The following is a 13,541-nucleotide window of genomic DNA, read 5'->3' on the forward strand; positions in this document are numbered from 1 at the left end:
TTTTGACCAACTATTCACCTCTTATGATAAAGTGAAAGAAAAGAAAGGAGACAAACATGGCTACAAAACCTCTCGCATTTCGAATGCGTCCCACTCATTTAGATGACGTTATCGGGCAGCAGCATTTAGTTGGCAAAGATAAAATGATTTATCGAATGGTAAAAGCAAATCACTTAAGCTCGATGATTTTATATGGACCTCCAGGCGTTGGAAAGACAACAATTGCCACAGCTATTGCAAAAACAACTAACACGGCTTTTCGCCAGTTAAATGCCGTTGTAAATAATAAAAAAGATATGGAAATTGTCGCCGAGGAAGCCAAAATGTCAGGCAAAGTGATTCTACTGTTAGATGAAGTTCATCGTCTTGACAAAGCTAAGCAAGACTTTTTACTTCCTTATTTAGAAAACGGCATGATCATTCTAATCGGAGCGACAACAAGCAACCCTTATCATGCAATCAACCCTGCTATTCGAAGCAGGTGCCAAATTTTCGAATTAAAACCTCTTACGCCAAATGATATCAAAATAGCGTTAACCAGAGCGCTTAACGACTCATCCAACGGATTTGGCGACAGAAAAATTGTCGTAAAAGATGACGCGATGAACCACTTCGCCAACAGCTGTAACGGTGACGTGCGCTCGGCTTTGAATGCTCTTGAACTGGCTATCTTATCAACAAGTGAAAGCGATGGTAAAATCGTTATCACCGTACAAACGGCGGAAGAATGTTTACAGCAAAAATATTTTTCCCATGATAAAAATGGTGATGCCCACTATGATGTATTATCCGCTTTTCAAAAATCGATCCGCGGCAGCGACGTAAATGCTGCTCTTCACTATTTGGGACGGCTAATTGAAGCAGGGGACTTGATCAGTATCAATCGTCGCCTTTTAGTCATCGCCTATGAAGACATAGGACTAGCTGATCCGGATGCTGGCATGAGAACTCTAGCAGCTATTCAAGCAACTGAGCGATTAGGACTTCCAGAAGCTCGTATCCCGCTTGCAAACGCCGTTATTGAACTTTGCCTATCACCGAAGTCCAACGCTGCTTACAAAGCCTTAGATGAAGCGATAAATGATATAAAAAAAGGGATGTCAGGCGACGTTCCCCCTCACTTGAAGGATGCTCATTATAAAGGAGCAGAGAACCTTGGCAGAGGCGTTGAATATCAATACCCGCATGATTTTGAGAACGGATGGGTCCCTCAACAGTATTTACCGGATCGCATCAAAAACAAACAATATTTTCATCCTAAACAAAATGGACAAGAAAAATACTTTTCAAAAGTTTTCAATCGTTTAGAGACATTAAAAAAAGAAAATGGCTGAAACTGATGCTCAGTTTCAAAGCCATTTTCTTTTTTGTCTTTGTATATTAAGCTGCACTTTTAACTTCTTTTCGTTTTTTCGTTTTTGTTGAACCTTTAAAATAGCTGTCTAAAAGCTTAGCAACTAAACGAGCGATAATGTTAAACAACAGAACCATAATGATTAGAATTGCAGCTGACTTTGTTGCAATCAATCTCGCATCGGGTACAATTCCTTCAGAGTTTAATTTCCAAATGTGGACGGCAAGCGTCTCTGCTGGCCGAAAAATATTAAACGGGTTTACAGGACTTGTTAAGTCAGCATTTGAATTTAACATCGGCGTCGTTAGGCCAGCCGTATAAATCAACGCAGCTGCCTCTCCAAAGATTCGTCCCGCTGTTAAAATAACACCTGTGATAATTTGTTGAATGGCTGATGGAATGACTACTTTGACAATTGTTTGCCATTTAGTCGCACCCAAGCCTAAACTCGCTTCTTTTACACTCGCAGGAACAGATGCAATCGCACTTTCACATACGCGCGTTAAACCCGGTAAATTTAAAATTGTAATCACAAGTGCTCCGCCAATAAGCGTATAGCCCCAGCCTGAAAATGTTACAAAAATTAACAATCCAAATAAACCAACTACAATGGACGGTAATGACGCCATTGTTTCAATACATAAGCGGACGAAATTTAAGAAACGACCTTGCTTCGCGTACTCCGCTAAATAAATTCCAGCTCCTAAACCAAGAGGAATAGAAATGATCAGCGTTAAAACAAGCATGTAGAACGAGTTAAACAGCTGCGGTCCGATACCGCCTCCTGCCATTGTATTGCTTGGCTTTCCAAATAAAAAGTTTGGGTCCCAAAATCCCCAGCCTTTGGCGATAATTTCAACAACTAAATATACTAATAGCGCAACAACCAGAGCGGCAATGCCGTAAAAAATACCTGTCCATATATTATTTACTGTGCGTGCATTTTTGTTTTTCATTGATGAGCACCTCGTTTCCCAATTGCTCGGATAATTAAAATGAACACGAAAGAAATAAGCAGTAAAATCATGGCTAACGTCCACAATGCGTTATTCCATGCCGTTCCGTTTAGCGTATTAGACATATCCATCGTTAAAATACCTGTTAATGTTGCCGTTGGGCTATATAAGCTTTCAGGAAGCTTAACCGTATTTCCGATAACCATTTGAACAGCTAGCGCTTCTCCGAATGCGCGGGCAAGCCCTAACACAATCCCTGTTAAAATACCTGTTTTAGCTGATGGAATAATCACTCGGCTAATTGCCTGCCATCTTGTTGAACCCAATCCATAAGAAGCTTCTAAATATTCAGGTGCTACGCTTCGAATTGCATCGTCAGCAATACTTGCAATTGTCGGAAGAATCATGACGCTTAGAACAATAATTCCGGCAATCAAACTAAAGCCCACTCCGCCAAAGTTATTGCGAAGAAGCGGCACTAAAATTGTAACCCCTAAAAGACCGTATACCACTGAAGGAACTCCGACTAAAAGTTCTAGCACCGGTCGTAAAACCGTTGAACCAAATTTAGGCGAAATATAGTTGTTAAAAATGGCGATAGCAATTCCAATTGGAGCGCTTATAATAACAGCTCCGATTGATACAAGCATGGAACCTAGAATAAACACGAGTGCCCCGTATTCTTTATTATTTGGGCTCCATTTTGTTGAAGTCAGCATTTCACCGATTGATATATCGCTTTGTAAAAATGACTGTATGCCTTTTTCACAAATAAATACGATAATAGCTAGCGTAACAAGTACAATTAAAATACCGCAAAATGTAGAAAGCGTACGGCCAATGTATTCGCTTTTTACATAATTAATGGATTTCTTCCCCTTCATCGCTCTGTCTCCTTACATATTCAGTATATATTCGCTTTTCTTTTTATTCGCTATATACTTTATTAACATTCAAATAGAATAAGACTGACTTTGTTAGTCAGCCCTATTCTTTTTAAAAACACTCTTATTTTTTGAACTCAGTCATTGGGATATAGCCCATATCTTCTACTTGCTTAGCAAAATCTTTACCAGCTACATAGTCAATGTACTCTTTTGCACCATCTTTTGGTTCACCGTTTGTAATCATGTACTCATAAGACCAGAACGGATATTTTTCAGAAACAATGTTTTCTGTTGTTGGCTCTACACCATCAATATTAAGCATTTTTAAACTTTCTTTTTTATCGCCAATTAAATACGACATAGCAAGGTAACTTACTGCTCCTGGCGTTGAGTTTACTGATTGTTCAACCGCTCCGTTTGAATCTTGAGCTGTACCAACGCTATCATTTACTTTTGCGTCACCCATTAATGTTTTCTCAAATGTAGCACGTGTACCAGATGATGCGGGACGGTTAATTACGTTAATTTTTTCGTCGTTTCCGCCAACTTCTTTCCAGTTTTTAATTTCACCAGAGAAAATCTTTTGAATTTGCTCTTTTGTTAACGATTCTACTTTTACATCTTTATTTACAACAAGTGCGAACCCAATGCCCGCTACTTTCGTATCGACAAGTTTATCTGCTTTTGATTTATCTTCGATTTTATCGGCTGCTGGAACGTCAGAGTTTCCAATGTCAACTGCTCCTGATGCTACTTGGTTGACACCAGTTCCACTACCTCCACCTTGTACCGTTACTGAAAGGTTTGGATATTTTTCAGTAATTCCATTCGCTGCTTCTTCTGCAAGTGGTTGTAAAGCTGTAGATCCCGCTGCTGTTAACGTACCTGACACTTCTTCTTTGCTGCCCGAACCACTGTCGTTGCTTGCTCCTTCTTTACCACATGCTGCTAGTGCTCCTACCATTAAAAAAGCTGCTAATGTTACTTTAAAACCCTTTGTTTTCATTGCATTACCCTCCAATAAATATATGTGTAATTAGTACTAGTCCTTTGTACTCGAACAACAGGTACAAGACACATTATACGAGTAGATTGTTGTCTTTATATGAAGTGAATTTTAAGTTACTGTAAACTTAGCTATTTGAGGTTTATTTTTTCTTATTCCTATCAAAACCCTTGATATATAAGGGTTTCTGAATATTACTGTATAGGATATAAAAAAAAAAGCGAAAACGTAAATTTTATGTAAATACAGCGTTAAATAAATTTACATAAATCTCTTTTTTTAATACAGTGTAAATCTATCAAAAATCCATATTTTTCAAAGCATTAGTGCTTTTTATACATATCACACAGAAGATTCCATCTGAAGTATAAATGGAGCAAAGATTTCCATAAAAAAAGAAGGCTGCAATAGCCTTCTTTTTATTCATCACCTACGCGACGAATTTTAATATCACTTAACAATTCATTGATAACATGACCGCCCATAATTAATCCTGCTACAGATGGAACAAAAGCGTTAGAGGATGGGGGCATTTTCGCTTTGCGAATTTGCGCTTGATCATTTCCTACTTCTTTACGAACTTCTTCCCGAATAACGATTGGACGTTCATCAGAAAAAACGACGTTGATTCCTTTGCGAATTCCTTCTTTACGCAGACGTGTACGAACTACTTTTGCAATCGGGTCTGTATGTGTCTTTGAAATGTCTGCAATTTTAAAACGTGTTGGATCCATCTTATTCGCAGCACCCATACTTGAAATAATTGGAATATCACGTTTTAAACATTCTTTCATTAAATGAATTTTATACGAAATCGTATCAGATGCATCCACTACGAAGTCCGGTTTATAACTAAAGAACTCTTCATACGTTTCTTCTGTATAAAACATTTGCAGAGAAACGACGTCACAATCTGGGTTAATATCTAAAATACGCTTCTTCATTAATTCTGTCTTTGGCTGACCTACCGTAGAAAGCAGCGCGTGAATTTGACGATTTACATTCGTAATATCAACATCGTCTTTATCTACAAGAATTAAGCGCCCTACTCCTGATCGAGCCAAAGCTTCAGCAGAAAATGATCCTACTCCGCCTATTCCTAAGATAGCAACAGTGCTGCCTTTTAAAGTCGCTAGTCCTTCTTTTCCTATCGCCAGTTCATTACGTGAAAACTGATGCAACATTTTAAAACACTCCTCTATTAAATACACCAATGTGTACGATTAGTTCAAATAAACAACGAAATTGACTATACCATATTTTTAGCAAAACGAACATGAGCATTCGTCATTTATCCATAAAAAAACTCTATGCAAATAATTACATAGAGGATTTATTATATGTATGCTAGTCCCGATTGTGCCGTCTCGAGTGCCTTCGTTTTGAACCCGCTCTCGGCAGGTGGGTGCTCTGCTTTAACCATTGTAAGTCCTCGGGATGAGGCATGTACGCTCGTTAAAAACTCCGAGCTCCCAAGCAAAAAATTGTTCGGTCAAAACTGGATTAAGGACGAACACATCAGGACTATTTAGTTCTTGAAAGTATCTTATCACAGAAAAAATCACTTTGCAATTAATAAGTAAAACAAAAAAATCAAGCCTGTCATGTTAACATGACAGGCTTGATTTAAAAGACAGTTCAATCGATTATGCTTCTGTTTTTTGCTTTTTTAGCTGCAAATGTAACTCGTCTAATTGCGCTTCACTTACTTCACCAGGTGCGTTTGTTAATAGACAACTTGCGCTTGCTGTTTTAGGGAAGGCGATTGTATCACGCAAGTTTGTGCGTCCTGCTAGAAGCATAACTAAACGGTCAAGACCTAACGCAATTCCGCCGTGAGGAGGAGTACCATATTCAAATGCTTCGAGTAAGAAACCGAACTGCTCATATGCTTCTTCTAATGTAAATCCAAGCGTTTTAAACATTTTTTCTTGAATATCACGCTCGTAAATACGTAGAGATCCTCCGCCAAGTTCATAACCATTTAATACTAAGTCATATGCTTGTGCACGGACTTGTCCAGGATCGCTCTCTAACATTGGTAAATCTTCACGAACTGGCATTGTAAATGGATGATGAGCTGCATAGTAACGGTTGTCTTCTTCATCATGTTCAAGAAGAGGCCAATCTGTTACCCATAGGAAGTTAAAGTTCGTTTCATCAATAATTCCTTGTTCTTTTGCAAGCTTTAGACGAAGAGCACCAAGCGAATCTGCTACAACTGACTTTTTATCAGCTACAAATAAAAGTAAATCTCCTTCTTCTGTTTGAAGAGCTTCAGCAAATTGCTTTTGCTCATCTTCATTGAAGAATTTTGCAATTGGCCCTTTTAAGCCATCTGCTTCAACTTTCAACCATGCTAACCCTTTAGCACCATAAATTTTTACGAATTCTGTTAAGGCATCGATATCTTTACGTGAATAGCTAGAAGCAGCACCTTTTACATTAATCGCTTTTACTTCTCCGCCGTTTTCAACCGCTGCGCTAAATACTTTGAACCCGCAGTCTTTTACAAGCTCTGATAAGTTGACTAGCTCCATTTCAAAACGTGTATCCGGCTTATCTGAACCGTAGCGGCTCATCGCTTCATCATATGACATGCGCGGGAAAGGCGTCGTTACATCTAAATCTTTCACACGCTTCATTACTTTAGACATCATTTCTTCCGTCATTGTCATGATGTCCTCTTGAGATAAAAATGATGTCTCAATATCGATTTGAGTGAATTCAGGCTGACGGTCTGCACGCAAGTCCTCATCACGGAAACAGCGGGCAATTTGATAATAACGTTCAATTCCGCTTACCATTAGCAGCTGCTTAAAGATTTGCGGAGATTGAGGAAGAGCATAAAATTCACCTTCGTGCACGCGGCTTGGCACAAGATAATCACGTGCGCCTTCTGGCGTGCTTTTCGTTAAAATAGGAGTTTCAACATCTAAAAAGTCATTTTGATCTAAGAAGTCACGAATTGTTTTTGTAATGTCATTGCGCATTTTAAGTGTGTTAAACATTTCAGAACGGCGAAGGTCTAAATAACGATATTTTAATCGAACATCTTCTGATACTTCCGATTGATCCGCAATTGCAAAAGGAGGTGTTTTGGCTTTGTTTAACACTGTAACCTGCTCAGCGTGAACTTCAATTTTACCTGTTTTTAAGTTTGGATTAACGGTTCCCTCTTCACGAGCTACCACAGTCCCTTGCACTTCTAGTACGAACTCATTACGTACATCTTCAGCAATTTTTAGCGCTTCAGCAGATTTTTCAGGATTAAATACAACTTGTACAACTCCGCCGCGGTCCCGTAAATCAATAAAGATTAATCCTCCTAAATCACGGCGTTTTTGAACCCACCCTTTTAAAAGGACTGTTTCGCCAGTTGCTTGTTCTGTTACGTCTCCACAGTAGTATGAACGTTTTGTCATCATGGTTCCTCCTTATACTTGTTCTTGCAAATAGCTAACCAATTGATCAATTGATACTTCTTGCTGTTCGCTAGATTCCATATTTTTCACGTTTACAACTTGTTTTGCTAGCTCATCTTCACCTAGAACAACAACAAATTTCGCTTGTACACGATCAGCTGCTTTGAACTGAGCTTTCATTTTTTTATCTTGGTAATCTTTATCTGCTACAAATCCTGCACGTCGAAGCGTATTTACAATTGAAACAGATTTTTCTTTTGCAGCATCGCCCATAGTCACTACATAGCAATCTACGCCTTTTTCTACTGGGAGCTCAATTCCTTCTGCTTCCAATGCAGATAATAAACGTTCAATACTTAGAGCGAATCCGATACCCGGTGTTTCAGGTCCGCCGATTTCTTGAATCAACCCATTATAACGACCTCCGCCGCAAAGAGTTGTAATAGCGCCAAACCCTTCTGCTTCACTCATTAGTTCAAATGCCGTGTGATTATAATAATCTAATCCGCGTACTAGCGTCGGATCTACAACGTAGTCAATTTCTAAATCGCTTAAGTACTGCTGTACTTTTTCAAAATATTCTTTTGAATAGTCGTTTAAATAATCAAGGATAGACGGTGCTGTCGCCATTAGTTCATGATCATGATCTTTTTTACAGTCTAAAATGCGGAGAGGATTTTTCTCCAATCGGCTTTGACAGTCGCTGCAAAACTCTCCGATGCGAGGTGCAAAGTGATCGATAAGTGCCTGACGGTGAGCTTGACGACTTTCTGTATCTCCTAAACTGTTAACAACCAGCTTTAATTTTTTCAATCCAAGCGATTGGTAAAAGCTCATTAGCAGAGCAAGAACTTCAGCATCAATAGCTGGATCATTCACTCCTAATGCTTCGACGCCAAACTGAACGAATTGACGGAAACGTCCCGCTTGAGGTCGTTCATAGCGAAACATGGGACCAATATAAAACAGCTTTGTTGGCTGCGTTGGATTTCCAAACATTTTATTTGAAACAAATGAGCGTCCAACAGCAGCCGTTCCTTCTGGACGAAGCGTTAAGCTGCGGTCACCGCGATCTTTAAATGTGTACATTTCTTTTTGCACGATATCCGTTGTTTCTCCCACTCCGCGCAAAAATAATTCCGTATGTTCAAACATTGGCGTACGAATTTCTTGGTAGTTGAATGCACGGCAAATTTCTCTTGCTCGCTGTTCAACAAACTGCCAATATTCTACTTTGCCCGGTAAAATATCTTGTGTTCCTCTAGGTATTTGAACTGACATAACGTGATATGCCTCCTATATTTAAAATTTACAATACAAAAAAACTCTCGCCGCTACTATTTTTCCATAGTAGGGACGAGAGTTGATCTCACGTGGTACCACCCTAATTGAAACATATGACATGTTTCCACTCATTTCGTTAACGCACGAACACGTTCATCTCCTACTAAGTTTCCCTTTTCAGAGTGAAGCCTCCTGAGTGTTCTTTCATAAAGTCATCATGTAGAAATGCTTTCAGCCTAAGACATTTCCTCTCTAGCCATGTGTCATCTTTACTACTTTTCTCGATCTTTGGCTTATCATTATAAAAATGTTATACATTCATTTTAATTTAGCAATTGCTTTCTATATTACGAATGAAATGAGCAGTTGTCAAGCACCTTTCGCGTTAAGAACGGTCTAACTGTTTTCTTAGTTTCTGAATATCTCGAAGTGTTAAACCAAATTCAGAAGCCAATTCAAGGGATGAAGCTTCACTTTCTCTGTCAATAAAATCATGAAAATGAATGCCAAATACCGGATTTACTTGCTGAAATGATTGTTCACCTTTTTCACTAAACTTCATCGTTTCTTCCTCCCTGTCTACACTTAATTATCCTTTTATTAGCATTGCCCGAAAAAGATGTTTTTACATAAGAGAAAGGATTTTTTTTGTTTTCATCGAATACTCTATTTTGTTATAAAAAGGAGGTCTATCTATTCGCTATTTAAACATGAAGTCCGTATCTACTTTGGCTGCAAGTATCCTTTTGTTACTCTGCTCTTCCTCATTTGAACGTCCAAACCTACCGGTGCATCAACCCATTGTTGTAACAGCTGACTCTCTGCACGTACGCAGCGGTCCAGGACGTTCATTTTCAATTACGAATAAATTGAAGAAGGATACAAGACTATCAGTTTCAGACCGTCAAGGAGATTGGTATTATGTAGAAAGCTCGGATATTCAAGGCTGGGTGTTTAAAAAATTCACGAAAACAGTAGCGCTCCGCAGCGTTCAGCCTAGCATGCAAGTAGCACAGCGCCAGCCTGTTTATACGCTTAGTAAAAGCTTGCGGCACCTAAACGGCAAAATAATCATTGTGGATGCAGGCCATGGAGGAAAAGACAAAGGAGCTATCGGTACACAAGGCACATATGAAAAAGACCTCACTCTCCGAACAGCACTTATTTTGCAAGACAAACTTCAAAAAGAAGGCGCACACGTCATTTTAACCCGCAGCCATGATGAGTACCTTCTACTTTCACAGCGCACGCTGCAATCGACTAAAGCAGATGCTTTTATAAGCATTCACTACAACAGTACGAACAGCTCACAGCTAACTGGCCTTATGACGTATTATTATCATCAGCATCAGGACAGTCCACTCACACACTCTATTCATCAGTCACTTATTGAGCATGCAAAATTGAAAGACAAAGGAGAACGTTTTGGAAACTATTATGTTCTTCGCGAAAACACACGTCCGAGCACATTAATTGAACTTGGTTTTTTAAGCAATCAAGGGGAAGAAACGTATATTAATTCCATCCGCTATCAGCAAAAAATTACATCCGCTATCGCTGAAGGATTAAATCATTACTTTCAAAGCAAAGAAAAAACGCAGACTCATCTGTGAGCCTGCGTTTTTTCTTTGCTTTCTACAATAAGTGTGACCGGTCCGTCATTTGTAAATGATACATCCATCATTTCGCCAAATGCACCGGTTTCTACTCGAATATTTTTTTCTGATAATACTTTATTAAAATAGTTGTAAAGCGGTAAAGCATGATCTGGCCTGGCAGCTTCCATAAAGTTTGGTCTTCTGCCTTTTCGACAATCTCCATATAGTGTAAATTGAGATACCGATAAAATTTCTCCTTCTACATCTAGAAGCGACAAATTCATTTTGCCAGACTCATCTTCAAACACTCGCAAATTTAAAATTTTGTCCGCTACATACTCTGCATCAGCTTCGGTATCCTCGTGGGTAATCCCAACTAAAAGCATATACCCGTGCTTAATCTCACCGACCGTTTCGCCTGCAACAGTTACTTTTGCATTCTTTGCTCTTTGTACGACTACTCTCATGTATAACGACCTTTCTTAATGCATAATTCGGCGCACAGAATAAATGTCTCGAAGCTGCTTAATGCGCTCAACCACTTTATGAAGATGACTGATGTTATGAATAGAAATTGACATATGAATGGTAGCCATTTTGTTTCGGTCTGATTTTCCCGACACGGCTGAAATATTCGTTTTAGTCTCGTTTACAACCTGCAGCACTTCATTTAGTAAGCCTCGGCGGTCGTAGCCCGAAATTTCAATTTCCACATTAAACTCTTTGCCTTCTTTAATATGTGTTTCCCACTCCACAGGAATAAGGCGGCTTTCAGCATCATCTGTGTGAACGTTTAAACAATCTGCTCTATGAACAGATACTCCTCGTCCTTTTGTAATAAATCCAACAATCTCATCTCCAGGAACGGGATTACAGCACTTAGACAAGCGAATCAGCATATTATCTACGCCCGGTACGATAACACCAGAATCTTTTCGTTTATGCTGGCGAACACGCTTGGCCGCAGTATCACGTGCAATATCATCAATTTGGATTTCCTGTTCTTGATCGCGCTGCTTTCTCCACTTCTCTGTTAAACGATTAGCTACTTGAGCCGCAGTTAATCCGTTATATCCAATAGCTGCATACATATCATCTTCATTTGAGAAATTAAATTTCTCCGCTACTCGTTTGATATTATCAGCTGTTAGCACTTCTTTTAAGTCAAACTCCATTTGACGAATTTCTTTTTCAACCAGCTCTTTGCCTTTTTCAATATTTTCATCGCGGCTTTGTTTTTTAAAGAATTGGCGAATTTTATTTTTAGCTTGAGACGTTTGAGCAAGCTTTAACCAGTCCTTGCTTGGACCATACGAATGCTTAGACGTCAAGATTTCAATAATGTCCCCTGTTTTCAAACGGTAATCAAGCGTAACCATCTTGCCGTTGACCTTTGCTCCAATGGTTTTATTTCCGATTTCAGAATGAATGCGATAGGAAAAATCAATTGGAACGGAACCTGAAGGAAGCTCAATGACATCGCCTTTTGGTGTAAAGATGTAAACCATGTCAGAAAACAAATCAACTTTTAGAGATTCCATAAACTCTTCTGCATCGCTTGCATCATTTTGAAATTCTAAAATTTCTCTAAACCACGTCAGCTTCTCTTCAAATGAAGCATGCTCAGCTGTTTTTCCCTCTTTGTAAGCCCAGTGAGCAGCAATTCCATACTCGGCAATTTGATGCATGTCAAACGTTCGAATTTGAACTTCTAATGGATCACCTTTTGGGCCGATAACCGTTGTATGAAGAGATTGATACATATTTTGTTTTGGCATTGCAATATAATCTTTGAAACGTCCTGGCATTGGCTTCCAGCACGTATGAATAATTCCTAACACCGCATAGCAATCTTTAATGCTATTTACAATAATGCGCACAGCTAGTAAATCGTAAATTTCATTAAACTGCTTGTTTTGCAGTGCCATTTTACGATAGATAGAATAAATATGTTTTGGGCGTCCTGAAATTTCAACTTTAATCGAAACTTCATCTACCTGCTCGCGAACTTCATCAATAACTTCAGCCAAATATTGCTCGCGTTCCGCACGCTTTTTCTTCATCAGATTTACAATACGATAATATTGCTGAGGATTTAAGTAACGTAAAGCTGTATCTTCAAGCTCCCACTTAATTTTTGAAATACCCAGACGATGAGCAAGAGGAGCAAAAATTTCAAGCGTTTCATTTGAAATGCGTCGCTGCTTTTCCTGTGGTAAATGCTTTAGCGTACGCATGTTATGAAGGCGATCCGCAAGTTTGATCAGTATAACTCGAATATCCTGAGCCATTGCCACAAACATCTTACGGTGATTCTCAGCCTGCTGCTCTTCTTTAGACTTATATTTAATTTTTCCTAGTTTCGTTACGCCGTCTACTAACATTGCTACTTCTTCGTTAAAAGCTTTTTCTAAATCCTTTAGTGTTATCTCTGTATCTTCAACCACATCATGTAGAAACCCAGCTGCAATTGTTGCTGGATCCATATCTAGATCAACTAAAATTCCTGCGACTTGAATCGGATGGATAATATATGGTTCACCCGACTTGCGATATTGTTCTTTGTGAGCTTCTTTTGCAAAATCATATGCTTTTTGTACAAAAGCCACATCTTCTTCACTTAAATATCGCTTCGTATTGTCAATGACCTGTTCCGCTGTTAGGACTTGCTCATTTGCCATGAAATCACCTTTTATCAACTAGCATTTTTAATTCATATTGTAACTATTATCTTGAAAAAATCCAAGGATGTAAAGCCTTTGCGTCCAATTTATGAAATTTACATCATTTCCATTTTACGTATCATCGCTTTTTAACGAAAAAAGAGCACCTGTATCAGGTACTCTTTTTATGTGATCGTTCTTCTTAATACGTCATTAATGTAAATACATCATAACCGTCTAGTTTGTCACGGCCATCAAGGTAAGAAAGTTCAATTAAGAACGCAGCTCCAACAACAATTCCGCCTAATTCTTCGACAAGCTTAATTGTCGCTTCAATTGTACCGCCTGTTGCTAATAAATCATCTGTA

The 13,541-nt window shown here is 38.8% G+C and carries 11 protein-coding genes, 1 other RNA gene, 1 pseudogene and 1 other annotated feature; of the genes and pseudogenes, 2 read left to right on the forward strand and 11 right to left on the reverse strand.

Annotation, left to right across the window (positions count from 1 at the left end; translation table 11 throughout):
- Positions 1-56 precede the first annotated feature (56 nt).
- Positions 57-1,334: a replication-associated recombination protein A gene (locus tag ACLHDF_RS07400; RefSeq protein ID WP_413918228.1), complete on the forward strand. Its 1,278-nt coding sequence runs from the start codon at positions 57-59 to the stop codon at positions 1,332-1,334.
- Between the two features lie 46 nt (positions 1,335-1,380).
- Here the strand turns inward: ACLHDF_RS07400 and pstA are convergent, their stop codons facing one another.
- The 8 genes from pstA to ACLHDF_RS07440 all read right to left on the reverse strand — a co-directional run bounded on the left by pstA (position 1,381) and on the right by ACLHDF_RS07440 (position 9,474).
- Positions 1,381-2,310 (reverse strand): phosphate ABC transporter permease PstA, encoded by a 930-nt coding sequence (pstA, locus tag ACLHDF_RS07405; protein WP_413918229.1) that lies wholly within the window; start codon positions 2,308-2,310, stop codon positions 1,381-1,383.
- A complete protein-coding gene (gene pstC, locus ACLHDF_RS07410) occupies positions 2,307-3,194 on the reverse strand; it encodes a phosphate ABC transporter permease subunit PstC (protein WP_413918230.1) in 888 nt (295 codons plus the stop codon). The genes pstA and pstC overlap by 4 nt, the downstream gene beginning before the upstream one ends.
- Before the next feature lie 124 nt (positions 3,195-3,318).
- Positions 3,319-4,203: a phosphate ABC transporter substrate-binding protein PstS family protein gene (locus ACLHDF_RS07415; RefSeq protein ID WP_251391501.1), complete on the reverse strand. Its 885-nt coding sequence runs from the start codon at positions 4,201-4,203 to the stop codon at positions 3,319-3,321.
- Between the two features lie 419 nt (positions 4,204-4,622).
- A complete protein-coding gene (locus ACLHDF_RS07420; protein ID WP_013059302.1) occupies positions 4,623-5,387 on the reverse strand; it encodes a ThiF family adenylyltransferase in 765 nt (254 codons plus the stop codon).
- A gap of 162 nt (positions 5,388-5,549) precedes the next feature.
- Positions 5,550-5,731, reverse strand: a non-coding RNA gene (gene ssrS / locus ACLHDF_RS07425) — 6S RNA.
- A gap of 118 nt (positions 5,732-5,849) precedes the next feature.
- Positions 5,850-7,628 carry an aspartate--tRNA ligase gene (aspS, locus tag ACLHDF_RS07430; RefSeq protein ID WP_413918231.1) on the reverse strand — a complete coding sequence of 593 codons (1,779 nt, stop codon included), beginning with the start codon at positions 7,626-7,628 and terminating at the stop codon, positions 5,850-5,852.
- Positions 7,629-7,640: 12 nt separating this feature from the next.
- Positions 7,641-8,909, reverse strand: a complete 1,269-nt coding sequence (gene hisS, locus ACLHDF_RS07435) for a histidine--tRNA ligase (RefSeq protein ID WP_413918232.1) — start codon at positions 8,907-8,909, stop codon at positions 7,641-7,643.
- A gap of 68 nt (positions 8,910-8,977) precedes the next feature.
- Positions 8,978-9,210 (reverse strand) — a binding site (T-box leader).
- 87 nt (positions 9,211-9,297) lie between these two features.
- Positions 9,298-9,474, reverse strand: a complete 177-nt coding sequence (locus tag ACLHDF_RS07440) for a hypothetical protein (protein ID WP_013059305.1) — start codon at positions 9,472-9,474, stop codon at positions 9,298-9,300.
- A 166-nt stretch (positions 9,475-9,640) separates the two neighbouring features.
- On the opposite strand from ACLHDF_RS07440, the gene ACLHDF_RS07445 reads away from it, so the two are divergent.
- The gene (locus ACLHDF_RS07445; protein ID WP_413918233.1) at positions 9,641-10,525 is read left to right on the forward strand and encodes an N-acetylmuramoyl-L-alanine amidase; all 885 of its coding nucleotides are present in this window, start codon (positions 9,641-9,643) and stop codon (positions 10,523-10,525) included.
- Here ACLHDF_RS07445 and dtd read toward each other — a convergent pair.
- From dtd to ACLHDF_RS07460, 3 genes and pseudogenes are all read right to left on the reverse strand, one after another.
- The gene (dtd, locus tag ACLHDF_RS07450; RefSeq protein ID WP_413918234.1) at positions 10,516-10,977 is read right to left on the reverse strand and encodes a D-aminoacyl-tRNA deacylase; all 462 of its coding nucleotides are present in this window, start codon (positions 10,975-10,977) and stop codon (positions 10,516-10,518) included. The two genes, ACLHDF_RS07445 and dtd, sit on opposite strands and share 10 nt — an antisense overlap.
- 15 nt (positions 10,978-10,992) lie before the next feature.
- The gene (locus tag ACLHDF_RS07455) at positions 10,993-13,191 is read right to left on the reverse strand and encodes a RelA/SpoT family protein (RefSeq protein ID WP_413918235.1); all 2,199 of its coding nucleotides are present in this window, start codon (positions 13,189-13,191) and stop codon (positions 10,993-10,995) included.
- A gap of 184 nt (positions 13,192-13,375) precedes the next feature.
- A pseudogene (locus tag ACLHDF_RS07460) lies at positions 13,376-13,541 on the reverse strand (adenine phosphoribosyltransferase); the annotation flags it as partial.

Origin of the sequence: Priestia megaterium (genome assembly GCF_046599315.1) — a bacterium.
Lineage (GTDB): Bacteria > Bacillota > Bacilli > Bacillales > Bacillaceae_H > Priestia > Priestia megaterium_F.

What these genes read in the sequence shown, in the direction of transcription:
- ACLHDF_RS07415 (WP_251391501.1), bottom strand. Translation starts at nt 4,203, where the DNA reads ATGAAAACAAAGGGTTTTAAAGTAACATTAGCAGCTTTTTTAATGGTA.
- ACLHDF_RS07400 (WP_413918228.1), top strand. Translation starts at nt 57, where the DNA reads ATGGCTACAAAACCTCTCGCATTTCGAATGCGTCCCACTCATTTAGAT.
- pstA (WP_413918229.1), bottom strand. Translation starts at nt 2,310, where the DNA reads ATGAAAAACAAAAATGCACGCACAGTAAATAATATATGGACAGGTATT.
- aspS (WP_413918231.1), bottom strand. Translation starts at nt 7,628, where the DNA reads ATGACAAAACGTTCATACTACTGTGGAGACGTAACAGAACAAGCAACT.
- ACLHDF_RS07455 (WP_413918235.1), bottom strand. Translation starts at nt 13,191, where the DNA reads ATGGCAAATGAGCAAGTCCTAACAGCGGAACAGGTCATTGACAATACG.
- pstC (WP_413918230.1), bottom strand. Translation starts at nt 3,194, where the DNA reads ATGAAGGGGAAGAAATCCATTAATTATGTAAAAAGCGAATACATTGGC.
- ACLHDF_RS07440 (WP_013059305.1), bottom strand. Translation starts at nt 9,474, where the DNA reads ATGAAGTTTAGTGAAAAAGGTGAACAATCATTTCAGCAAGTAAATCCG.
- hisS (WP_413918232.1), bottom strand. Translation starts at nt 8,909, where the DNA reads ATGTCAGTTCAAATACCTAGAGGAACACAAGATATTTTACCGGGCAAA.
- dtd (WP_413918234.1), bottom strand. Translation starts at nt 10,977, where the DNA reads ATGAGAGTAGTCGTACAAAGAGCAAAGAATGCAAAAGTAACTGTTGCA.
- ACLHDF_RS07420 (WP_013059302.1), bottom strand. Translation starts at nt 5,387, where the DNA reads ATGTTGCATCAGTTTTCACGTAATGAACTGGCGATAGGAAAAGAAGGA.